A 23281-nucleotide genomic window follows, 5' to 3' on the forward strand; every position below is an offset into this window, starting at 1 on the left:
TGGGGTTAGTTCAGTTCAGTTCAGCGGTCGCGCTCATCGCGAGGGCGCCATCTTCATGGCGGACCCACAGCTCGACGGTCTTGCCGTCCTCGCTGCGCTTGCCGCAGACGAAAATGCGCTGGGGCACGAAGGTCGGCCGCACGCCCCGGAACGAGAAGGTCTTGACCACTGCGTCCGGCAGGTTCGTGCGCACCAGTTCCAGCATCAGCAGTGCCAGCAGCGGGCCGTGGACGATCAGGTCCGGATAGTGCTCGATCGCGGTCACGTACTGCTTGTCGTAATGGATGCGATGGCCGTTGAAGGTCAGCGCGGAGAAGCGGAACAGCAGGACGGGATCGGTCGCCACCTCGTGCACCCATTCTTCGCCCGTCGGCGCCCGCACCGCTTCCGGTGCGGGCGCGTTCGGCGATGCGCTCTCGCGGTAGACGATGTCGTGCTCTTCGGTAACCGCCAGTCCATTGCCGCCGTAGTACTTGTGCTCGACCGTCACAAAGGCGAGCGATCCGCTACGTCCGCTCTTGGCGCTGACATCGAGGATGCGCGACACCTTCGAGGCGGCATCGCCGATGCGCAGCGGCTGGTGGAACCACAGGCGGCCGCCGGCCCACATGCGGCGCGGCAGCGGCACCGGCGGCAGGAAGCCGCCGCGGCTGGCATGGCCATCGGCACCAATCTCGGATTGCCGGTGCAGCGGCAGGAAATAGAGCCAGTGCCAGAGCGGCGCAATGGCATCGCCGCGAACGGGTGCCCGCTGATCGTAGTCCAGGGTCGCTGCGAGCGCCTTGACGGGATATGCCGTGATCTCGTCCTGGCTTTCCGCCGTCCTGCCAATCCATTCCTTCAGCTTCACAACGTCCATCACATCTCTCTAGTCTTGATTGCCTGGCTTCCACTATGCACGCTGCCGCCGCAGCTTCCAATTCGAAAGTTCGGAACGAGCCATTCGCTTGGACGGAAAGCACGTACCCTTCCGGAATGAGGTCAGATGGCGCCTTCCGTGCGCAGCCGCGACACGTCGTCGCCGGTGTAGCCGAGCTCGCGCAGGATGTGCTCGCTGTGCTCACCCAGCGCCGGGATGGCGTCCATGCGCGGCTCGAACGCATTCGGCATGCCGGGCGGCAGCAATGCCGGGATCACGCCCACGGGAGAGCGGACCGATGTCCAGCGCTCGCGTGCCTTGAGTTGCGGGTGGTTCCAGACCTCGCGCATATCGTTCATGCGGGCGTTAGCGATCTGGGCACGCTCCAGCCGCTCGACCACCTGGTCGATGTCCAGCGCGGCGAAGGCGTCGGTGATGATCTGCGTCAACTCGACGCGGCTCCTGGCGCGCAGGGAGTTGGTGACGAAGCGCTCGTCGCTCGTCAGCTCCGGCCGTTCCAGCACCACCCGGCAGAAGGCCTCCCACTCGCGCTCATTCTGCAGGCCGAGAATGATGGTCTTGCCATCGCCTGCTGTGAACGGGCCATAGGGGAAGATGGTCGCGTGCGAGGCGCCCGCGCGCGGCGGCGGCGTGGCGCCGTCGAAGGCGTAGTAGAGCGGATAGCTCATCCACTCAACCATGCTTTCCAGCATCGAGACATCGATATGGGCACCCTTGCCCGTCTTGCCGCGCTGCAGCAGCGCCGCCAGGATATTGGTGTAGGCGTACATGCCGGCGGCGATATCCGCGATCGAGCAGCCTGCCTTGGATGGGCTTTCCGGGGTGCCCGTGATCGAGACGAAGCCGGACTCCGCCTGGATCAGCAGGTCGTAGGCCTTCTTGTCCCGATACGGGCCGTCGTTGCCATAGCCAGAGATGTCGCAGACAACGATGCCGGGATAGCGCTGGGACAGCGCTTCATATGACAGCCCAAGCCGGTCGGCGGCGCCCGGCGCCAGGTTCTGCACCAGCACGTCCGCCTTGTCCAGGATCTTCTGCAGGATGGCGGGGGCCTCCTGGTGCTTCAGGTCCAGCGCCAGGCTTTCCTTCGAACGGTTGGTCCAGGCAAAGTGCGAGGACATGCCGTCCACTCTTTCGTCATAGCCGCGGGCAAAGTCGCCGACCTTGGGCCGCTCGATCTTGATCACGCGCGCGCCCAGGTCCGCGAGCTGGCGGGTGCAGAATGGCGCAGCGATTGCATGCTCCAGGGAAACCACGGTAATGCCATCGAGGGGACGCATAGCAGCCTTTTCGGGGGGGAGGATTGCGTTCGAACTGCCTTGGCGGCAACGAACGACTGAGATTCAGTTGGCGATGCAATTCGCCTCTGAGCAAGTCTCGCAGCGACGCTGGCTTGGGTAAATCTCGTTTTCTCGAAGCAGCCGTTCGTCTGCGCCGAAAACACCGAAGACCTGCCGGTTTGCGACAAATTTGACGCCTTGGTAAAGTTCAGCAGAAGGAGCACATATGCATTTCGACTTTGCCGACCTGAGGCTGTTTGCACGCATCGCCGAGGAGGAAAACCTGTCGCGCGGGGCGCGCAAGGCATTTCTGTCGCCCGCCGCAGCCAGCGCGCGGCTCAAGGCGCTGGAGGACCAGCTAGGCACCCGCCTCTTCTATCGCGAGAGCAAGGGCCTGGCCCTGACCCCGGCCGGCGAGCGCCTGCTGCGGCATACCCGGGTGATCGAGCGCCAGTTCGAGCATGTCAAAAGCGAGTTCGAGGAATACGCCAAGGACTCGGTCGGTCATATCCGCATCTTTGCGAACACCACCGCCGTGACGGAGTTCATGCCAGAGGTGCTGGCGCGCTTTATGTCAGAGCGCCCCGCCGTCACCGTCGACCTGCAGGAACGCCTGACGCGGGACATCATCCGCGGCGTGCTGGACGGCAGCGCGGACCTTGGCATCATCTCCGGACCGCTGAACTCGGAAGGGCTGGAGGTCATCCATTTCAGTACGGACAAGCTGGTTCTGGCCACACCGCTCGGCCATCCGCTGACGCAGAAGCCGAACCTCGCTTTTGAAGACACGCTCGACTATGAGCATGTCAGCCTGCATGAAGGCAGCACCCTGCACGCCTTTCTTACCGAGCTGGTCCGCGACCAGCGGCGCAAGCTGCAGATCCGCATCCAGATCCGCAGCTTTGAAGCCATGTGCCGGATGATCGAGGCTGGCGTCGGCATTGGCGTGGTGCCGTTATCGGCCGCGTTGCGCCACCGGCAGACGATGAAGATCGAGATCATCGAGTTGCACGAACCGTGGGCGCTGCGGGAGCGTGCGGTGATCGTGCGGGAACTGGAAGGCCTGCCCGGCTGCGCGAAGGCGCTGATCGACGAACTGATCGAGGTGGCACAGGCAGCGGGCGGGAGCCCTGACAACGCACTGTCATAACGCGTTCCCCCCCCTCTCCCATAAATGGGAGAGGGGAGAAAACAAGCGGCCCCCGCCACAGGCTTCGGTAAAACACAATCAGCGGATCATGAACGGATTACCCGTAGCCGCTCCCGTATTGATCCACACACTCTTGGTCTGCAGGTACGACTCGATGGCAGCGATGCCGTTTTCACGGCCGAGGCCCGAGTCCTTGTACCCGCCGAACGGCGACATAAAGCTGACCGCGCGATAGGTATTGACCCAGACCGTGCCCGCCTGGATCTTCTCCGACATGCGGAAGGCACGACCGATGTCGGATGTCCAGACCCCCGCTCCAAGCCCATAACAACTGTCATTGGCAATCGCGATGGCGTCGGCTTCGTCCCTGAACTTCAGGATGGACAGCACCGGCCCGAACACCTCCTCCTGCGCGATGCGCATCTTCGGCGAGACCCTGGCAAAGATGGTCGGCTCGACAAACCATCCGTCGCCGCAGGACGCCGGCTTGCCGCCGAGCAGCAGCTCCGCCCCTTCGTCCTGCGCGATCTGGATATACGACAGCACCTTTTCGTATTGCGCGGGCGTGGTGATGGGCCCCACCTGCGTGGAGGCATTCATCGGGTTGCCGAGCTTTGCCGTGCTGGCCAGCGCCAGCAGCTTCTCGACAAAGATATCGTGAATGTCTTCCTGCAGCAGCAGCCGCGAACCGGCGATACAGGTCTGGCCGCTGGCGGCGAAGATGCCGGAGACGGCGCCGTTGACGGCGTCATCCAGGTTGGCATCGTTGAAGACGATGTTCGGCGACTTGCCGCCGAGCTCCAGGCTCACGTGCTTGAACTGCGCCGCACACTGCTGGTTGATCACGCGTCCGGTGGCGTCCGATCCGGTGAAGGTCACCTTCTTGACCAGCGGATGCGTCACCAGCGGCGAGCCCACCTCGACGCCAAACCCGGTCACGACGTTGAAGACGCCCGCGGGAAAGCCGGCTTCCTCGAACAGCAGCGCAAGCTCGAGCGCAGACACCGAAGTGAACTCCGACGGCTTCACCACCACGGTACATCCCGCCGCGAGAGCCGGCGCGATCTTCCACGCCAGCAGCATCAGCGGTGAGTTCCACGGCGTGATGGCCGCCACCACGCCCAGCCGCTCGCGCCGCGTGTAGTTGAAATAGCCCTTCTTGTCGAGCGGAATGACCGTGCCTTCGATCTTGTCGGCCAGCCCGCCGAAGTAATAGAACCACTGCGGCAGGTACTTGAGCTGGGCGCCCATCTCCGCCAGCAGCTTGCCGTTGTCCTGCACTTCGAACTCGGCCAGCCGCTCCGCGTCCCGGGCGATCAGGTCGCCGAGCTTGCGCAGCAAGGCGCCACGCTGCGTCGCCGTCATCTCCGACCACGGCCCCGAGCGGAACGCCTGATCGGCCGCCTGCACGGCGCGATCGATATCTGCTGCGGTGCCGCGGGCCACTTCGGCCCAGGTCTTGCCGGTAAAGGGATTCTGGGTTTCAAACCAGCGACCGTCGCTCGCATTGACGAAGGTGCCGTCGATGAACATTTGATACTGCTTCATGGCGCGATGCTGTCCGTGTTGGTGTTGGCAGATCAGAACGGTGCGAAGCCGAGATGCTCGCGGAAGCGGTTCTTGACAAAGGTGCCATCGCGCGGAGGCAAGGCCCGTTGCGGCTCGTCGGTCGAGATATAGACCTGCGCCACGGTCATGCCCTCGGCCTTCCTGATGGCTTGCGCCAAATTGCCCAGCTCCTCGATATCGGAAATCTCGAGCGTCGTCGGCACGCCGACCGCCTTCGCCACCTGGGCCAGGTTGGTACCCAGGCTGGTGTGGCTTTGCTGCATGCCAGTCTCACCGAAGTGGCCGTTGTCGAGAATCACGATGTTCAGGTTTTTCTGCTGTTGCGCCGCCGCCGCCGTTGCCAGGCTGCCGATGCCCATCAGCTGCTCGCCGTCGCCGGTGATGGCGATCACGGTCTTCTCGGGTTGTGCGATGGCAAGCCCGAGAGCCAGCGAGGTGGAACCGCCCATCGCGCCCCACAGGTAGAAGTTGCCGGGACGGTCGCCAGCGGCGAACACGTCGTACGAAGGCGAACCGAGGCCCGAGACTACGAGCGCGTCAGGAAATTGCTTCAGCAGTTCGGCAACGAACTTGCGGCGGTCGATGCCAGGCTTGGAGGTAGAGGTAGTCATAGGATCAGCGCATCCACTTTTTGCGGCCGATAAGGCTCTGGGACAGGAGAACGGCAACGCGGTTGCCAGCGTCGAAGGCGGAAACCAGGCCGGCGTCGACCAGCTCGGCGGCCTCTTCCGGCGAATTCACGCGATAGACCGTGATGCCCATCAGCTCCAGCGCGCGCTGGGTGGCCAGGCCCATGGGGTTCTGCCAGGGATTGAACTCGGCGTACTCGCCGCGCATGGTCACCAGGGTGAAGAACGGGAACTTGCAGCTCTCCAGCAGCGAGAACATGTTCACGCAGTTGCCGACGCCGCTGCTCTGCATCAGCAGCACCGCGCGATCCCCGCCCAGCCAGGCGCCGCTGACGACGCCCACGCCTTCCTCTTCCGTGGTCAGCACCACGTCGCGGATTTCGGGGTCGGCCTTGGCGCGTCGGATGACATGCGAGTGGCCGGCGTCGGGCACGTAGGCCACCTGGCGGACGCCGTTCTGTTTAAGGACCTGGAAGATGTCCTCTTGCCAGGCAAGAGGCTCTGAGTTGTTTGTCGTCATAGTGCGCAAGTTAAGAAAGGGGAAAGCGGAGGGACAACGTTTGCTATCATAGAGTTGACTAGCTGGAAGTATGAAATACAATTAATTGATGTCTGCGATCACGAAGTTGAATGCCGGCCAAGGGCCTTTACAGATATGGACATCAAGCAGCTTCGAGCCCTGTTAGCCATCGCCGAGACCGGCAGCGCCACCAAGGCGGCCGAGCTCCTGCGCATCGTGCAGCCGGCGGTTTCCCGGCACGTGCGCCTGCTCGAGGAGGAACTGGGCGTCGAACTGTTCGAGCGCGAGCGCCATGGCATGGTCCTGACTGACGCCGGCCGCACGCTGGTCGAATACGGCCGCAGGGCGCTGCAGGAACTCGATCGGGCCAAGGCGGAGATCACGCCGGCGTCTGGCGCGATTTCAGGCACTGCGGTCATCGGGCTACTCCCAAGCACTTGCGAACTGCTGGCAGCGGAGCTGGTTGCCACGGTGAAGGCCAGGCATCCGCAACTGGTGGTACGCATCAACGTCGGCTACGCGGGAAACCTGCTGCAGTGGCTCGAGGCCGGCGACGTGGAGGTCGCCTTGCTCTACGACACCAAGAGTTCTCCCGGCCTGCACGTCGAAGCACTGCTCGATGAACAGCTCTACCTGGTGGGACCCGCTGGCACCCTTGCGCCAGGCGAGGAACAAACCGTCGAGAGCTTCCGCGACCTGCCGCTGATCCTGCCTAACGCCCCGCACGGGTTACGCAGCGTGGTCGAGCATGCCTGCGCGGTCGCCGGCATCACCCCGGTGGTAGCGGTCGAGACCAACTCGCTGGTGGTTCAGAAAAACCTGGTCGGCAAGGGATTCGGCCACACCGTCCTGCCGAGCTCCGCGATTTCCGAGGAGATGGAGACTGGCGCGCTGGCGGGCGCGCCCATCGTGTCGCCCAACCTGTCGCGCCGCATCGTGCTGGCGCACGCGGCCACCCGCAGGCTGACACCCGCAGCCAGCTTCGTCCGCGCCGAACTGGTGGCATTGATGAAGCGGCTGGTGCTCGACGGCGCATGGCCCGGTGCATCCTGGATCAGCGCTTGATACGGTGCCAGCGGCAGTTCAGTCCAGTTCGATGTTGGCGGCCTTGATGACCTCGGCCCACCGGCGCGTCTCAGCCTGGACAAACCTGGCCGCCTTGTCCGGGGTGGAATCGACGATGGGCTGCACGCCGATCTTTTCCATGCGCTGACGCACCTCAGAGTCCTTGACCGCCGTCTGCAAGGCAGCGCTCAGCTTTTCAATGACCGGGGCCGGCGTGCCCTTTGGCACCATCACCATGTTCCACAGCGACGTTTCATAGTTCGCGTAGCCCGCTTCCTTCATCGTCGGCACGTCCGGCAGCACGCTGGAACGCGTGGCAGTCGTGACCGCGAGCGCCTTCAGGCGACCGGACTGGATCATGGGCGCAGCCGTCGACACTGCATCGGTAATGAACTGGACGTCGCCGGAAATCACGGACTGGATCGCCTGGCTGGCGCCACGGAACGGAACATGGGTGAGCTTCAGGTGCTCCTGGAACTGCAGCAACTCGACCGCCATATGGACGGCGCTACCCTTCCCCGCGGAACCGTAGCTGTACTTGCCAGGATTCTTCTTGATGTCCTCGACCAGTTCCCTGGCCGTGTTCGCCTTCACCGAAGGATTGACCGCCAGCACCATCGGCACCCCCGCGACCACAGATACCGGCACCAGCGCATTGACGGGGTCATACGGCAGCTTCTTGTAAAGCGTGGCGTTGATGGCGTGGGAACTGGTGCCGAACAACAGCGTGTAGCCGTCCGCCGGGCTCTTGGCGACTACGTCGGTCGCAATGGTGCCGCCGGCACCCGCCTTGTTTTCCACCACGACCGACTGCCCGAGCAAGGCGCCGAGCTTGTTCGCCACGATACGCGCCACCACGTCGGTGCTGCCGCCGGCGGCGAAGCCGACGACCATTCGGACGGGATGGTCAGGGTAAGCAGCCTGGGCGTGCGCGCTGAACGAAATGAGCGCACCGATCCCTACTTGAGCAAGCAAGCGTTTCATGTCTCTTCCAGGTAGATAGTTTTGGTTGGGTGGCGCATTGCGCGTCGACACCCTTTGAAGCGATGGTAGCGAGCAACCGTGGCGACGGTGAAATAGAAAATTCCGCTGCTGCTATCAAGAGGCGGCATGCCTGGGGCTACTACTGCGGTGTTAACCCGAAGCAGCCTCCGCAGGCCCCGCGAAAACGCAAGTACGCCGCGCAGCCATCGCCGCGCGGCGTACATTCAAGGTCCAACGGAACGGAAGCGCTGGCGCGCTACCGGCCGCAGGATGTCAGTCGGCCTCCACCTTCATGGTCTTCAGCAACGGCTGCCACTTGTCGCTTTCCGCCTTGAGCCAAGACCTGAGCCCCTCCGGCGTCTGCTTGTCGAGCGGCACCACCTCTGCACCCAGGTCGTCAAGCCGCCTGGCGACGGCAGGATCTTTCAATGCCTGCTGCAGGGCCTTGGTCAGCCTGGCCGTGACCGCGGGCGGCGTACCCTTGGGCGCATAGATCCCATGCCAGACCTTCATCGAGAAGCCCTTCAGGCCGCCTTCCTGCAGCGTCGGCGCATTGGGCAGCGCCTTGATCCGGCTCGGTGTCGTCACGCCATACAGCTTGACGCGGTTGGCGTTGATATGCGACAGCGTCGAGGTGGTCTGGTCGCACAGCAGGTCCACCTGCCCGCCCAGCAAGGCCGTCAGCGCGGGCCCGGTGCCCTGGTAGGGAACGGAGGTCATCTTGACTTTGACTGCCTCCTCGAACAGCAGGCCGCATAGCTGCGAAACCGCGCCAAGGCCGGCATTGGCCAGCGAGACCTTTTCCTTGTTCTGCTGCACGTACTTGATCAGTTCCGCCGCGTTGGCCGGCGGCAGGTCCTTGCGGCCCAGCAGCGTCATCGGCACATCCGCCACCTGCCCGATGTACTCGAAATCCTTCAGCGGGCTGTAGGAGAGCTTCTTGTACAGCGCCGGCGCCGTCGCCATGCCATTGTGGTGGATCAGAATGGTGTAGCCGTCGGGCTGCGCCCGCGCCACGAATGCGGCCGCCACTGTGCCGCCGGCGCCGAGCTTGTTTTCCACGACAACGCTCTGCCCCAGATCCTTCGACATGGCCTGCCCAAGCGCCCGCGAAACCACATCGGTCGGGCCGCCGGCCGAGAACGGCACCACCAGCGTGATGGGCTTGGACGGATATGCATCCGCTGCCAGCGCCCCAGCGGAAAACGCCAGCCCGAGCGCTCCGCATGTGATCCACTTCATACCGGCCAGCATGGCCTTGCCCGCTTGAACGCACATATCACCGTCTCCATGTCGCCGGCGCGCTGACTTTGTCGCGCCGGTCGGTTTATCAAACAGGGCTAGAGTGCGGGATAGCGGCACCGGAGGACAATCCGGATTTATCGAACGGGCCATACGGCCAGGCCGAACGCACGCCGGCCGATCACCCGGTCTGGAACATCTGCCCGAAGTCGCAGGCCTCCCGGGCCAGCATGGCGATGGGCGACACAAGCTCGCTGCAATGGTCACTCTTGCAGATGGCGGCATCCGCCCGCCACCATGGCGCATCTTCCGGCAGCAGGTCGAAGCCTCATGTTCTGCTCTCCCTAGCCACGCGCCCATGGCGCTGGTCCGCCTGAAATCGCCTGAAATTTTCAACCAATGAAAATATACGGCATTCGTTTGACGCTCTTTCGCTCCGCTCCCTAAGATCTCCCACACAGAGTTTCCCTCAACGAAACCAGATGCGCGCGCACCGCCTCGCGCCCAGGAGACAACCCGATGCAGCGTCATTCCCCCCAGCGGCGTGCCGTAGTTGCGGCGCTCGCCACCCTGCCCGCCTTGTGCGCCTGGTCCGCACCGGCCTGCGCGGCAGAGGCATTTCCTTCACGTCCGATCCGGCTGGTGGTGCCCTTCACGCCCGGCGGCACCACTGACATCCTGGCGCGCCTGGTTGCGCAGAAGGCGGGCGAGGCGCTGGGTCAGCAGATCGTGGTCGACAACCGCCCGGGCGCGGGCGGCAACATCGGCGCGGAGGCGGTGGCGCGCAGCGCGGCTGACGGCTATACGCTGCTGATGGGCACGTTGGGCACGCAGGTGACCAACCAGTTCATCTACCCGCGCATGCCGTACGACAGCACCCGGGACTTCGTGCCCGTGACGCTGGTCGCCAACTCGCCCAACGTGCTGCTTGTCAACAGCACGCTGAACGCCAGGTCGGTGGGCGAACTGGTGACGCTGGCCAGGCGCCAGCCGGGCAAGATCAACTATGCCTCCACCAGCACCGGCGGGTCGCCCCACCTGTCAGGCGAGTTGCTGAACATGATGGCGGGCGTCAGCATGCAGCACGTGCCGTACAAAGGGGCCGCTCCCGCCATGACGGACCTGCTCGCGGGCCAGGTCAACCTGATGTTCGACAACCTGCCGTCCGCGCTGGCACAGATCCAGACCGGCAAGGTGACGGCGCTGGCGGTCACCAGTGCCAGGCGGGCCTCGGTGCTGCCTTCCGTGCCGACCGTGCGCGAGTCGGGGCTGCCGGGCTATGAAGTCAATTCCTGGTTCGGGCTGCTCGCTCCGGCCGGCACGCCGCCGGAGCGTGTTCGCCAGCTCCAGCAGGCGGTGGATAAGGTGCTGGCCACGCCCGACGTGCGCAAGCGCATCGAACAGCTTGGCGCCGAGCCGGGCGGCGAAGGCTCCGCCGCGTTCGCGGCGCAGATCAGTAGTGATACGGAAAAATGGTCGCGCGTGATCCAGACCGCCGGCATCAAGGCGCAATGACACGGCTCGGCAGCGCCACCCCCTGACACAGGACAACCATGACCAAGACCAACACCCTTCGTATCGGCTCGGGATCGGGCTGGTGGGGCGACCGCGTGGAGCCGGCCGAGCGTTCGGCGCGCCTGGGCAAGCTCGACTACCTGTGCTTCGAGACCATGGCCGAGGCCACGGTATCCGCCGCGCAGGTGCGCAAGCGGCGCGATGCCGCTTTCGCCGGCTACGACACCTATCTCGACGAGCGCATGCGCGCAGTGCTGCCCCCCTGCATCGCCAACGGCACGCGCATCATCAGCAACCAGGGCTGGATTCATCCGCTGGGCGCAGCCCGGCGCGTGGCCGAACTCTGCGAAGAACTGGGCCTGCCCGGTGTCAGGATCGCCGCGGTCACCACCACGGACCTGACCGGGAGCATCTGCGAGCTGGATCTCACCCTGCTGGAAAGCGGCGCACCGGTGTCCTCGCTGCGTGAAACGCTGATCAGCGCCGAGCCATACGAAGGCGCCGAGCCGATCGTCGCCGCATTGCGTGCGGGCGCGCAGATCGTGATCACCGGGCGCGTGGCCGACCCGTCGCTGTTCCTCGCGCCGATGATCCATCATTTCGGCTGGTCTCCGGACGACGTGACACGGCTTGCGCGCGGCAGCGCCATCGGCCATTTGCTCGAGTGCGGCGCGCAGGTGACGGGGGGATATTTCGGCGATCCCGGCTACAAGGATGTGCCGGAACCATGGAACCTGGCCTTCCCGATCGCCGAGGTGGAAGCCGACGGCAGCGCCGTGATCGGCAAGGTGGACGGCAGCGGCGGGCGCATCGACCTGCAGACGGTCAAGGAGCAAATGTTCTATGAAGTCCACGACCCGCGCCGCTACATCACGCCGGACGTGGTGGTCGACTTCTCGACCGCGGTGCTCGAACAGGTGGGGCCGGACCGCGTGCGCATCAGCGGCGTGAGCGGGCAGCCGCGCACCGATACGCTCAAGGTGTCGCTGGGCTGCACCGAAGGGCATATCGGCGAAGACATGTTCTTCTTCGCGGGGCCGGGTTGCCTGGAAAAGGCCAGGCTGGCCAAACGCATCCTCGAAGCGCGCTTTGCCATGGCAAGGTTGCAGGCGGATGAGGTGCGCATCGACTTCCTCGGCGTCAACGCCGTGCACGGCGCGGCCTCGCCCGAGCCTGCCTGCGAGCCCAACGAGATCGCGGTCCGCGTCGCCGCGCGCACCCGCACGCGCGCGGAAGCCGCCAAGGTCGGCCGCGAGATCGACAGCATGGCGGTCTGCGGCCTGGCCTCCACCGGCAAGCGCGTGCCGCACCAGGACCGCACGCGCGAGATCATCGGCGTCTGGTCGGCGCTGGTGCCGCGCGCGTTGATCACCTCCCAGGTCCACTATCTCTGAGGATTCGCCATGCGTGTACCACTGCGCCGCCTCGCACACAGCCGCTCCGGCGACAAGGGCAATACTTCGAACACGGCAGTCATCGCCTATGCGCCGGAGTTCTACCCGCATATCAAGGCACAGCTGACGGCACCCATGTTCAAGGCGCTGTACGGCACGCTGATCACGGGAGCGGTCACGCGCCATGAAGTGGATGGGCTGCAGGTGCTCAACTTCGTGGCGGAGGGCGCGCTCGGCGGCGGTGTGTCGCGCAGCCTCGCGATCGACAACTACGGCAAGGCGCTGGCCAGCGCCGTACTGCGTTTTGAAGTGGAAATACCTGATGCGTTGGCCGGCCTGCTGCGCGGGCCGGCGCCATAGGCTCGCCGGAGTAGGCGTCAGCCGCCGCCGGACTGGCGCCCCCTGGCACGTCGGCCGTCGGTGCACGCGCCGGCCCGCGGCGGTATCACGGTGCGCGTCCAGGCGCTGGTGATGCGCCGCGCCTCTTGCTTGAGCTTGCGCGCCAGCGCGGCCTCGCGCGAGCGGATGCGCGCACTCAGCGCCGCCACGCTCAAGGCACCGATCGGCCGGCCCTCATAGTCGAGAATCGGCACCGCGATGCCGCCCATCCCGTCAACCACCCAATCAAGAAACAGCACATGCCCGCGCGCGCGGGCGGCCTCGATTTCCGCGGCGATGCACGCCGCATCGAGCCGCGGGTACTTGCCAAGCTTGCGCGTGGTCTGCTGCAGCCGGCGCGCGCGCTCGGGCGCGGGCAGCCATGCCAGCACCGCCAGGCTGCCGGCGCCCACGCCAAGCGGCCGACGCGTGCCGACCGTCACGTAGTTCGCCCGTATCGCATACGTGCCGGGTTCCAGGTCGGTGCACACCGCCTCGCCACGGCTGGCCTCGGTCAGCACGGCGGTATCCTCGAACGCCTCCACCAGCCGTTCCAGTGCCGGACGCGCCAGCTTGCGCAAGTCCACGCGCCGCTGCGCCACGTCTGCCAGCTGGAAGATTTCGGGCCCGATGCCGTAGCGGCGCGCCTGGTCGCGCGTGGCGAAGCCCTCCTGCACCAGCAGGTCAAGCATGCGCGAGGCCGTGGCCGGATCGAGCCCGGTTGCGCGCGCCACGTCGCTCATGCGGCGCACTTCCGGATCGGACAGCGCGCGCAGCACGGCCAGTGCACGCTGGATCGGAGATGGGCGCGATGGCACCTGGCGGGCCCGCTCAGGCAGGCCCGGCGCCAGGGCAGCGCTCAGCCATGATGCGATGTTGCCAGGGTATCGCGCTTGATCTTCTTTGCCAGCGACCACTTGTGGACTTCGGTCGGGCCGTCGTAGATGCGAAACGCACGCACTTCACGGAAGACCTGTTCGACGATGGTGTCGCGCGACACGCCCATGCCGCCGAGGATCTGCACGCAGCGGTCAGCCACGCGGAATAACGCATCGGACACGGCCACCTTTGCCATCGAACTCTCCGCGGTGCCCAGGGAACCGCCGTCGAGCACCCCGGCGCACCAATCGATCATCAGTGCGGCCTGCTGCAGGTCGATCAGGTTCTCGGCCAGCATGAAGCCCACGCCCTCGTGGTCGATCAGCAGCTTGCCGAAAGCCTTGCGCGTGGTGGCGTAGGCACGCGCGGTCTCGTCGGCACGTGCCACACCGCCGAACCAGCGCATGCAATGCGACAACCGCGCCGGCGACAAGCGAACCTGCGCATAACGGAAGCCCTCGTCCACCTCGCCCAGCACCTGGTCCTGCGGCACGCGCAGGTCGTCGATCAGAACCTGTGCATGCCCGCCCGGCATGGAACTGTCGATGGTATCGAGCAGGCGCTCGATGCGGATCGCCGGATGCGGCAGGTCGACCAGGAACATGGTGGCCTGCGCGCGCTCACCGTCGCCGGTGCGCGCCATCAGGATGCCGACCCTGGCCCCTTCCGCACCGGTGATGAACTTCTTGCGTCCGCGGATCACCCATTCGTCGCCGTCCCTGACCGCGGTGGTCTGGAGCATCGACGGGTCGGAACCGGCCCCGCCTTCTTCCGCTGGCTCGGTCATGAAGAACGCGGAGCGGGCCTCGCCGCTGACCAGCGGTGCAAGGAAGCGTTGCTGCTGTGCGTCCGTGGCGACCTTGCCCAGCAGGAACATATTCCCCTCGTCCGGCGCCATGGTGTTGACCGCGACCGGCCCGAGGGGCGACAAGCCCGAGCGCTTGAGCACGGCCGCAGTTTCGAGCTGGGTCAGGTGAGAGCCGTCGGCCAGGATATGTGGCGTCATCACGCCGGCGGCGCGCGCCTGGTCGCGAAGCTCGGCGACCAGCCCGGCCGTCGGACCATGGGCTTCGCAGCGCGCATCGCGCTCATAGGGCACCACGACGTCGCGGACAAAGCGCTCGACGCGATCGGCAATGACACGGCTTCTTTCTGTGGGACAGGCGGTGAACATGGTGAGCCTCGTTGTCAGGACAGGATCAGATTGTAGGACGGCACGCCGCCGGGCCGCTGTCACGGAAGGCTGTTCGAACAAGGAACCCCGACATCTGGTCTGCAGCCCTTGCCTGCCGCCCAACAGAGTAATCGCATTGCGATTACTAGTATGTGGATTTCACCTATACCTATGCTCATAACAATCGACTAATATGGCTTCAATCGAGCACGAGGGCACAAAGCGATGTCACTTGTATTGAAGCTGAAAGACCTGTTGGGACCCGATGCGGTTCTCACCGAAGCCGCGGACGTTGCCGCCTACATCGAGGACTGGCGCGGCCGCTACACGGGTCCGGCGCTGTGCGTGGTGCTGCCGGCTTCCACCGCGCAAGTCGCCGCGGTGGTGGAGGCCGCGGCCCAGGCCAACGTGCCCGTGTTGCCGCAAGGCGGCAATACCAGCCTGTGCGGCGGCGCGGTGCCAGCCCCGGACGGCACGCCCCCCATCGTCATCAGCCTGGCGCGCATGCGGCGCATCCGCGCCATCGATGCGGCCAACAACTCGATGGAAGTCGAGGCAGGCTGCGTGCTGGCCGCGATCCAGCAGGCGGCGGCGGAACAGGGGCGTCTCTACCCCGTGAGCCTGGGCGCCGAAGGCTCCTGCCAGATCGGCGGCAACATCGCCACCAATGCGGGCGGCACCGGCGTGCTGCGCTACGGCAACACCCGCGACAACGTGCTCGGCCTTGAAGTGGTCCTCCCTGACGGCCAGGTCTGGAACGGCCTGTACCGCTTGCGCAAGAACAACACCGGCCTAGATCTCAAGCACCTGTTTATCGGCTCTGAAGGCACGCTGGGCGTGATCACCGCCGCCACGCTCAAGCTGCACCCGCTGCCCACCGCGCACGCCATGGCGTGGCTGGCGGTGCGCACGCCGCAGGCGGCGCTGGAGATGCTGGGACGCTTCCAGCAGCGCTGTGGCGCCACGCTGTCCGCGTTTGAAATGCTCAACGACGTGCAATTGCAGATCGTGCTCGATCACGTGCCCGGCCGCCGTGCGCCCTTGCCTGCCAGCCATCCCTGGCACGTGCTGGTGGAACTTGCCGACACCGGCCGGCGCGAACTGCTCGACGAGGTGCTGCAGGAAGTGCTGGAGCAAGGCGTGGCCGAAGGCCTGGTCGACGATGCCGTGGTGGCCGCCAGCGGCGCGCAGCGCGAAGCCATGTGGCAGGTGCGGCATAGCGTCTCCGAAGGCAACAAAAAGGCGGGCCTGGGCCTGAACACCGATTGCGCCGTGCCGGTCTCGGCGGTGCCGCAGTTCATTGAGCGCGCCACCGCGGCGGCGCATGCGGTCCTGCCGGATTTGCCGATCATCGTGGTGGCCCACCTGGGCGATGGCAACGTCCACTTCATCCCGCTGGTGCCTTTCCCGCAGTGGGAAGCGCTGCCAGGGCGCGATGCCGTGGCCGCCCGCATCAAGCATGCCATCGACCAGGTGGCTTACGAGCTGGGCGGCACCTTCAGCGCGGAACATGGCATTGGCCAGGTCCTGACCGAAGAAATGGCGCAGTTCAAGCCGGCGGTCGAGATCGCCATGATGCACGGCATCAAGCGCATGCTCGACCCTCGCGACCTGTTCAACCCCGGCCGGCTGCTGCCGTCCCCACCTTCCCAGCAATAACGGCAATCAAGGAGCCCGCATGAACGATCACAGCCCCATCAACTCTTCTCGCCGGCGTGCCCTCAAGGTCGCCGCTGCCGGCCTCGGCACGCTTGCCGCGCCCGCCGTGCTCCAGTACGCGCGCGCGCAGTCCAAGCGCATCGTGGTGCGCGACGACGGCGGCATCTACACCAAGGCCTACAGCGCGGTGTACTACAAGCCGTTCACCGAGAAGACCGGCATCGAGGTGGTGGGCGTGCAGGCCAACGCCGAACCGGTGGCGCAGATCCGCAGCATGGTCGAGACCAAAAACTACACTTGGGACATGGCCAAGATCAGCCAGCCGGCCATCCTGCTGCTGACGCAGGGAGGCAAGGTCTACCTGGAGAAGCACGGCCTGGAGGGCGACGCCACCGTCAAGACCATTCCGGCGCATTTCATGTCGCCCTATGGCGTGGGCACCAACGTCTACAGCACGGTCCTGGCCTATCGCACCGACGCCTTCAAGGGCCGCAAGGCACCGTCGTCGTGGGCCGACTTCTGGAACGTCAAGGATTTCCCCGGCCGCCGCGCCCTGCGCAAGCACCCGTTCGACACGCTGGAAGAGTCCCTGATGGCCGCCGGCACGGCGACCTCCGCGCTCTATCCGCTCAATGTCGACCGGGCCATCGCCAACCTGGAGAAGATCAAGGCGAACGTGGACGTGTGGTGGAACTCCGGCGCCCAGGTTGAGCAGATGCTCAAGTCCGGCGAGGTCGACATGGTGGCCACCTGGGTGTCGCGCGCACAGAGCGCGGCCGCCTCCGGTGCGGAGGTTGGCATCGTCTGGAACCAGAACCTGTGGGGCGTGGACAACTGGTCCATCCTGGCCGGCACGCCGAATGCGCAAGCCTGCCGCGAGTTCATCAAGTTTGCCTCCGACCCGAAGCGCATGGCCTCGCTGGTGGAGTACTTCCCGGCGGGCGTGACCCAGCCGGATGCCTTCAAGTACATCAAGCCCGAGGTCGCGAAGAACTGTCCGACCCACCCCGACAACATCAAGTCGGGCGTGCAGATCAACGCCAAGTACTGGCTCGACAACCAGGCCGCGGTGATGGAGAAGTTCAACGGCTGGATCCTCAAGTGATCTGAACCTCTTCACCAGACACCACAAGCAACGACACGATGCCGAACTTCAAACTCAAGATTTCCGGGCTGACCAAGCGCTATGGCGACTTCGTCGCGCTGGCCCCGACCGACCTTGAAGTGGCCGAGGGGGAATTCCTTACCCTCCTGGGCCCTTCGGGCTCGGGCAAAACCACGCTGCTCAGCCTGATCGCCGGGCTGGCCGTGCCGGACGGCGGCCAGCTGCTGATCAATGGCAAGGACGTGACCTATGGCGCCCCCTACGAGCGCGATATCGGCATGGTGTTCCAGAACTACGCGCTGTTCCCGCACATGACGATCGCGGAGAACATCGCCTTCCCGCTGAAGATGCGCCGGGTCGACGCGGCCACGGCCAGGCGCCAGGCACTGGAAGCCCTGGAAATGGTCCGCCTGCCCCACGTCGCGGCGCGCTTCCCGAAGGAACTCTCGGGCGGCCAGCAGCAGCGCATCGCGCTGGCCCGTTGCCTGGTCTACAAGCCGTCGATCATCCTGATGGATGAACCGCTGGGCGCCTTGGACAAGAAGCTGCGCGACCACATGCAGCTGGAAATCAAGCGCATCCACCGCGAACTGGGCACGACCATCGTCTATGTCACGCACGACCAGGAAGAGGCGATGACGATGTCTGACCGCATCTGCCTGATGAACGGCGGCAAGATCGAGCAGCTTGGCACACCGTCGGACCTGTACTTCCGCCCGCGCACGCTGTTCGTGGCCGACTTCCTGGGCGAATCGAACCTGTTCGAGGGCACGGTCACGGAAGTGCGCGGCGACCACGTGGAGGTGGCGCTGGCACAGGGCGGCGCCGTCGCCCACGCGGTCACCAATGCGCCGGTGGCTGCCGGGGGCAAGGTGCGGGTCATGGTGCGGCCGCAGAACATCGCCATGGCCAACGGCGTCACCGCCGCCAATGCGGTCAGCGGCAAAGTGCTGGACAGCATGATCACCGGCAGCCTGACCAAGCTGTACGTGGAATCCGACGCCGCCGGCCAGGCCCCGGTGGTGCTGTCTTACCCCACCTCGATGGGCGCTTCCCGGCATGCGGTCGGGCAGCAAGTCACGCTCACCTGGCAGCGCAGCGACGCTGTCGCCGTCCCGGATTCCCTATGACCGCCGTCGCCCTGCAACGCCGACCCCTACCCTGGCTGCGGCCCGCCTTGCTGGCCGCGCCGCTGGTGCTCCTGTTCGTGGTGCTGCTGGTCTACCCGGTCGGCCAGCTCCTGCTGCTGAGCGTCTACAGCGACGGTGCCTTCACGCTGGCCAAGTACCGCCAGCTGTTTGCGTCGTCGGTCTACGTCGACGTGATGCTGATCACGCTGAAGATCTCGCTCTGGACCACGCTGCTCTCCGTGGTCGCCGGTTACCCGGTGGCCTACCTGGTCTCCTCGCTGTCAAAGGACAGGAAGGCAAAGTGGCTGTTCTGGGTGCTGCTGTCGTTCTGGACTAGCTTCCTGGTACGCGCCTTTGCCTGGATCGTGATGCTGGGCCGCAACGGCGTGGTCAACCAGTTGCTGAGCGCCGCGGGCCTTCAGGACGCGCCTTCCAACCTGCTGTACAGCCTCGGGGCCGTGCTGGTGGCGATGGTGCATGCGCTGATGCCGCTGGCGGTGCTGACCATGCTGTCGGTGATGGAGAACATCGACCGCAACCTCCCGCGCGCGGCACTGACGCTTGGGGCACGGCCTGGCACGGCGTTCTGGCGCGTCTACTTCCCGCTCTCGATGCCGGGCGTGGCGGCTGGCGCCATCATGGTGTTCGTCACCGCCGTCGGCTTCTTTATCGTGCCCGCGCTGCTGGGCGGACGCAAAGAAATCATGGTCGCCCAGCTGATCATCGACCAGGTGCAGCAGACCATGAACTGGGGCTTCGCCGGCTCGATCTCGGTGTTGCTGCTGCTGGTGGTGCTGGCGGTGTTCGCCCTGTATGACAAGGTGCTCGGCCTCTCGTCGATGGCTGGCGCAGCGGAGCAACGCACCCGCTCCGCCGCCGCGCACGATGGCGTGCTGCATCGGCTAGGCGACAGCGTGCTGGGCGCGCTGGGAACGGTCAGCGACAGGCTGCTGGCATTGGTGCCGCGCGGCCGGCGCGAGCCGCAGCCGGGCGACTCGCTGCCGCTGCGCACGACCGTGCTGCTGGTGCTGCTGTTCCTGAGCGTGCCTGCGCTGCTGATGATCCCGCTGTCGTTCGCCGACAAGTCGGGCCTGAACTGGCCGCCGCGCGGCTTCACGCTGCAGCACTACCAGGACATGCTCGCGTCGCCGCTGTGGATGCAGGCCGGGCTGCGGTCGTTGCTGGTCGGCCTTGGCGCCGCGGTGCTGGCGCTGCTGGTCGGCACGCCGGTGGCGTTCCTGCTGGCGCGCTCGCAGATGCGGGGCAAGTCGCTGCTGCTGGCGTTCGTGCTGTCGCCGATCATCATCCCGCGCATGATCATCGCGGTGGGGATGTTCTACTTCTTCGCCAAGGTCGGGCTGGTCGGCACCTCGCTGGGCCTGATGATCGGCCACACCGTCATTGCCGTACCCTACGTCGTCATGACGATGATGGCGGTGCTGCGCAACTACGACACGCGGCTCGACCTGGCGGCGCAAAGCCTGGGCGCCCGGCCCTGGCAGACGCTGCGCTACGTGACGCTGCCGATCCTCGCCGCCGGGCTGTTCTCGTCCTTCCTGTTCGCCTTCGCCACCTCGTTCGATGAGCTGACGATCGCCCTGTTTGCCTCTGGCGGACTGAGCGCCACCCTGCCCAAGCAGTTCTGGGACGAGGTGACACTGCAGCTTTCACCGGTGATTGCCGCGGTGTCTACCTGCCTGTTCGTCTTCATTACCCTCCTGATCACCTGCGCCGAGCGCTTGCGCCGCAAGAGCGCCGGGCGCTGAGAACCTTATCCATGAACAACAAGCTTACCGCCGCCGACCTGCGCGGCATCTTCCCCGCCATCCCGACGCCCGTGACGGCCGACGACAGGATCGACCAGGACGCCACGCGCAAGCTGATGGCTTATCTGCTCGCCAACGGCGTTTCCGGCGTGGTGCCGCTGGGCGGCACCGGCGAATACGGTGCCCTGGCGCGCGAGGAGCGCGTACGCATGGCGGCCCTTTGCGTCGAAGCCGCGGCGGGCCAGGTTCCCGTCATTCCCGGCGTGCTCGACCCGGGGTTCCACGATGCGCTGGATGCGGGCAAGGCCTTTGCCGGCGTCGGCGCCTCTGCCCTGATGGTGCTGACGCCGTATTACACCTCGCCGACCCAGCAAGGCATCCGCGACTATTTCCTGCGCTATGCCGACGCCTCGCCGGTGCCGGTCATGATCTACGAGATCCCCTACCGCACGCGGATCGCGATCGCGCCCGAGGTGCTGCACGAGCTGTCGCGCCACGAAAACATCATCGGCATGAAAGCCTGCAACACCGACATGTACCACTTCCTCAAGGTGGTGGCGGGTGTCGACGACAGCTTCAGCGTGTTCAGCGGCGAGGACAGCCTGTTCCCGCTGCACATGGCGGGGGGGGCCAGGGGTGGCGTGGTCGTGACCGCCTCCGTGCTGCCGCGCACCTGGCGTGCCATCTATGAGCTCGGCGTGGCCGGCAACACCGCGCAAGCGGTACGCCTGCACCGCGAGCTGATTCCGTTGCTGGACTTGGCCTTCTCCGAAACCAATCCGGGGCCGCTGAAATCCGTGCTCGACCTGGTGGGCGTGACCGCGCCGAAGGTGCTGGCACCGCTGGTAGCGCCGGCACCCGGGCTGCAGGCACAGCTGCGTGCCGAACTGACGCAGCGGCTGCAAGCCGAGGCTGCCCTCGCCTGAGGCGCCGACGATCATGCTGCCGGCCATCAAGGACTATCGGGACCTGGCGCGGCGCAGGCTGTCGCGCTTCGCCTTCGACTATCTGGAGGGAGGCGCTGAGGACGGGCGCACGCTGGCACGCAACCTGGCCGCATACCAGGCACTGCTGTTCCGGCCGCGCGTGCTGCGCGATGTCACGGAGATCGATCCCGGCATGGAGATCTTCGGCCGCAAGTACAGCCTGCCATTGCTGGTGGGCCCCACGGGGCTGAACGGACTGTACTGGCCGAAGGCCGAAGAGGCGCTGGCACGGGCCGCGCACGCTGAGGGCCTGCCCTTCGTGATGTCGACGGCATCGACCTCGCCGATGGAAGACGTGCGCGCCGCCACCGACGGCGACCTGTGGCTGCAGCTCTACGTGCAGCGCGACCGCTCCATCGCCGAGAACATGATGGCGCGCGCACGCGCCGCCGGCTTCAGCACCCTGATGCTGACCGTCGACACCATGGTCCACGGCAAGCGCGACCATGACATCCGCAACGGCTTTCGCATGCCGGTGCCGTGGACGCCGCGGCTGCTGGCTGACCTGGCGGCCCATCCGCGCTGGTGCCTGCGCATGCTGCGCCAGGGCGGCTCGCCGCAGCTCGTCAACCTGGCCCGCAGCAGCGGGATGGCCAACGACCTGAAGACGCAGGCGGCGGGGTTGAGCCGGCAGATGGACATGTCGCTGTGCTGGGACGACATCGCCTGGCTGCGCCAGCACTGGCACGGGCCCGTCATCATCAAGGGTATCCTTACGCCGGCTGACGCGGAAATCGCCGCCCGCCAGGGCCTGGATGGCATCGTGGTCAGCAACCACGGCGGCCGCCAGCTGGAAGGCGCGCCCAGCGCAGTCGAGATGCTGCCCGCCATCGTCGCGGCGGCGGGCAGGATGCATGTATTCGTCGATGGCGGCGTGCGCCGCGGCGCCGACATCGCCAAGGCGCTGGCAATGGGCGCCCGCGGCGTGCTGGTGGGGCGCGCACCGCTGTACGGGCTGGCGGCGCGCGGTCCCCGCGGCGTAGCGGAAGTCCTGGCCATCCTGCGTGGAGAATTCGAGACCACGCTGCGGCTGCTCGGCATTCCGCAGGCAGCGAGGCTGGACACTGCCGCGCTCTCGGACGACCATGCCGCGCGGCTGGCCGCACTGTAAGCCGTGAAAACGATGACAAGGACGAACAGGAGGTTGTGTGGATTCAGGTAATGAAGGCAACGGGCTGCGCACAAGGCGCGAGCGTTCGTCCCTGTTCGTCGGTTCGGTGGAAAAGGCCTTCCAGGTGCTGGAAGCCTTCCACGGCCCGGACCGCCGCCTGATGTCGATGGCGGAGATCGCCCGGGCGGCCGATCTCGACCGCAGCGCAACGCAGCGGCTGGTGCACACACTGGAACAGCTGGGCTACATCCGGCGCCTGCCCGATTCGGCGATGTATGGGCTTGCGCCGAAGGCACTGGGCCTGTCGTACAACTACCTGCGCTCCAACGACCTGGTCGAGCGCGCATCGCCCTACCTGCTCGATATCAGCCGCACGCTGGGGGAAACCGCCAACCTGCAGGAACTCGACGGGCACGAGATCGTGTTCCTGGCCCGCTTCCCGGGGCAGCACCTGATCAACGTCGATTTCGGGGTCGGGTACCGGCTCCCGGCCGTGTACACCGCGTCCGGGATTGCGATCCTGTCGAAGCTGCCCGAGGCACAGCGCCTGGAGGTGGTGCGGGCGACCGCACTGAACCCCATCACGCCGTTCACGGAAACCGACCCCGACAAGCTGATGACGGCGATCCGCGAGGCCGGTGAACGCGGCTATGCCGTGGCCATGAACCAGACCGTGGTCGGCGACATCTCCGTCGCAGCAGCAATCACCGACCACCGCGGCCTGCCGGTTGGGGCCATCAACATCTCAGTCCCGTCCACGCGCTGGACGCTGGAAACCGCCCAGGCCAAGCTGGCCCCGCATGTGCAAGTGGCGGCCATGTCGATCTCGCAGGCGAAGCGGATGAGTTTTCAGACAGCATGAGCG

21 protein-coding genes are annotated in these 23281 nt (G+C 65.9%); 12 read left to right on the plus strand and 9 right to left on the minus strand.

Going from position 1 to position 23281, the window contains the following annotated elements; translation table 11 throughout:
- Nucleotides 1-10: 10 nt before the first annotated feature.
- Both KB879_RS14100 and KB879_RS14105 read right to left on the minus strand, forming a co-directional pair.
- Nucleotides 11-859 (minus strand): MaoC family dehydratase N-terminal domain-containing protein, encoded by an 849-nt coding sequence (locus tag KB879_RS14100; protein ID WP_211981840.1) that lies wholly within the window; start codon nt 857-859, stop codon nt 11-13.
- Nucleotides 860-981: 122 nt separating this feature from the next.
- The gene (locus KB879_RS14105) at nt 982-2160 is read right to left on the minus strand and encodes a CaiB/BaiF CoA-transferase family protein (protein ID WP_211981842.1); all 1179 of its coding nucleotides are present in this window, start codon (nt 2158-2160) and stop codon (nt 982-984) included.
- Between the two features lie 226 nt (nt 2161-2386).
- Here KB879_RS14105 and KB879_RS14110 point away from each other — a divergent pair, with 226 nt between their 5' ends.
- Entirely contained in the window at nt 2387-3310 is a 924-nt protein-coding gene (locus KB879_RS14110; protein WP_211981844.1) for a LysR family transcriptional regulator, read from the plus strand.
- Nucleotides 3311-3388: 78 nt separating this feature from the next.
- On the opposite strand, the gene KB879_RS14115 is transcribed toward KB879_RS14110, so the two are convergent.
- From KB879_RS14115 to KB879_RS14125, 3 genes are read right to left on the minus strand one after another with little or no spacing between them, the layout of a single operon-like run.
- Nucleotides 3389-4858: an aldehyde dehydrogenase gene (locus KB879_RS14115; protein WP_211981847.1), complete on the minus strand. Its 1470-nt coding sequence runs from the start codon at nt 4856-4858 to the stop codon at nt 3389-3391.
- A gap of 32 nt (nt 4859-4890) precedes the next feature.
- Nucleotides 4891-5490 (minus strand): thiamine pyrophosphate-dependent enzyme, encoded by a 600-nt coding sequence (locus KB879_RS14120; RefSeq protein WP_211981848.1) that lies wholly within the window; start codon nt 5488-5490, stop codon nt 4891-4893.
- A 4-nt stretch (nt 5491-5494) separates the two neighbouring features.
- Complete coding sequence (locus KB879_RS14125) at nt 5495-6028, minus strand: thiamine pyrophosphate-binding protein (protein ID WP_211981849.1); 534 nt, start codon at nt 6026-6028, stop codon at nt 5495-5497.
- 135 nt (nt 6029-6163) lie between these two features.
- Between KB879_RS14125 and KB879_RS14130 the strand changes: the two genes are divergently transcribed.
- Nucleotides 6164-7093: a LysR substrate-binding domain-containing protein gene (locus KB879_RS14130; protein WP_013953417.1), complete on the plus strand. Its 930-nt coding sequence runs from the start codon at nt 6164-6166 to the stop codon at nt 7091-7093.
- 18 nt (nt 7094-7111) lie between these two features.
- On the opposite strand, the gene KB879_RS14135 is transcribed toward KB879_RS14130, so the two are convergent.
- Nucleotides 7112-8077, minus strand: a complete 966-nt coding sequence (locus KB879_RS14135; RefSeq protein ID WP_013953418.1) for a tripartite tricarboxylate transporter substrate binding protein — start codon at nt 8075-8077, stop codon at nt 7112-7114.
- A 273-nt stretch (nt 8078-8350) separates the two neighbouring features.
- The gene (locus KB879_RS14140) at nt 8351-9355 is read right to left on the minus strand and encodes a tripartite tricarboxylate transporter substrate-binding protein (protein ID WP_013953419.1); all 1005 of its coding nucleotides are present in this window, start codon (nt 9353-9355) and stop codon (nt 8351-8353) included.
- 483 nt (nt 9356-9838) lie between these two features.
- Here KB879_RS14140 and KB879_RS14145 point away from each other — a divergent pair, with 483 nt between their 5' ends.
- Genes KB879_RS14145 through KB879_RS14155 form a run of 3 tightly spaced genes read left to right on the plus strand, consistent with a single transcriptional unit; the run spans nt 9839 to nt 12588 of the window.
- Nucleotides 9839-10834 (plus strand): tripartite tricarboxylate transporter substrate binding protein, encoded by a 996-nt coding sequence (locus KB879_RS14145; RefSeq protein WP_211981850.1) that lies wholly within the window; start codon nt 9839-9841, stop codon nt 10832-10834.
- A gap of 38 nt (nt 10835-10872) precedes the next feature.
- Nucleotides 10873-12228: an acyclic terpene utilization AtuA family protein gene (locus tag KB879_RS14150; RefSeq protein ID WP_211981851.1), complete on the plus strand. Its 1356-nt coding sequence runs from the start codon at nt 10873-10875 to the stop codon at nt 12226-12228.
- Nucleotides 12229-12237: 9 nt separating this feature from the next.
- Complete coding sequence (locus KB879_RS14155) at nt 12238-12588, plus strand: hypothetical protein (RefSeq protein WP_013953422.1); 351 nt, start codon at nt 12238-12240, stop codon at nt 12586-12588.
- A 17-nt stretch (nt 12589-12605) separates the two neighbouring features.
- Here the strand turns inward: KB879_RS14155 and KB879_RS14160 are convergent, their stop codons facing one another.
- Both KB879_RS14160 and KB879_RS14165 read right to left on the minus strand, forming a co-directional pair.
- Nucleotides 12606-13424 (minus strand): IclR family transcriptional regulator, encoded by an 819-nt coding sequence (locus KB879_RS14160; RefSeq protein ID WP_013953423.1) that lies wholly within the window; start codon nt 13422-13424, stop codon nt 12606-12608.
- A 41-nt stretch (nt 13425-13465) separates the two neighbouring features.
- Nucleotides 13466-14659, minus strand: coding sequence for an acyl-CoA dehydrogenase family protein (locus tag KB879_RS14165; RefSeq protein WP_211981852.1), 1194 nt, complete (start codon nt 14657-14659; stop codon nt 13466-13468).
- Nucleotides 14660-14884: 225 nt separating this feature from the next.
- On the opposite strand from KB879_RS14165, the gene KB879_RS14170 reads away from it, so the two are divergent.
- The 7 genes from KB879_RS14170 to KB879_RS14200 are packed head-to-tail and all read left to right on the plus strand — an operon-like array spanning nt 14885 to nt 23278.
- Nucleotides 14885-16318, plus strand: coding sequence for an FAD-binding oxidoreductase (locus KB879_RS14170; protein ID WP_013953425.1), 1434 nt, complete (start codon nt 14885-14887; stop codon nt 16316-16318).
- A 19-nt stretch (nt 16319-16337) separates the two neighbouring features.
- Nucleotides 16338-17423, plus strand: a complete 1086-nt coding sequence (locus KB879_RS14175) for an ABC transporter substrate-binding protein (protein ID WP_013953426.1) — start codon at nt 16338-16340, stop codon at nt 17421-17423.
- A 38-nt stretch (nt 17424-17461) separates the two neighbouring features.
- The gene (locus tag KB879_RS14180; protein ID WP_058696498.1) at nt 17462-18553 is read left to right on the plus strand and encodes an ABC transporter ATP-binding protein; all 1092 of its coding nucleotides are present in this window, start codon (nt 17462-17464) and stop codon (nt 18551-18553) included.
- Nucleotides 18550-20319, plus strand: coding sequence for an ABC transporter permease subunit (locus tag KB879_RS14185; protein WP_013953428.1), 1770 nt, complete (start codon nt 18550-18552; stop codon nt 20317-20319). Before KB879_RS14180 ends, KB879_RS14185 begins: the two co-directional genes overlap by 4 nt.
- Nucleotides 20320-20330: 11 nt before the next feature.
- Entirely contained in the window at nt 20331-21245 is a 915-nt protein-coding gene (gene dapA / locus KB879_RS14190) for a 4-hydroxy-tetrahydrodipicolinate synthase (protein ID WP_013953429.1), read from the plus strand.
- A 13-nt stretch (nt 21246-21258) separates the two neighbouring features.
- Entirely contained in the window at nt 21259-22416 is a 1158-nt protein-coding gene (locus KB879_RS14195; RefSeq protein WP_013953430.1) for an alpha-hydroxy acid oxidase, read from the plus strand.
- Between the two features lie 37 nt (nt 22417-22453).
- On the plus strand, nt 22454-23278 hold the full coding sequence (locus KB879_RS14200) for an IclR family transcriptional regulator (RefSeq protein WP_010810310.1): 825 nt from the start codon (nt 22454-22456) through the stop codon (nt 23276-23278).
- Nucleotides 23279-23281: the final 3 nt, after the last annotated feature.

Origin of the sequence: Cupriavidus sp. KK10, assembly GCF_018223725.1 — a bacterium.
Classification (GTDB): domain Bacteria; phylum Pseudomonadota; class Gammaproteobacteria; order Burkholderiales; family Burkholderiaceae; genus Cupriavidus; species Cupriavidus necator.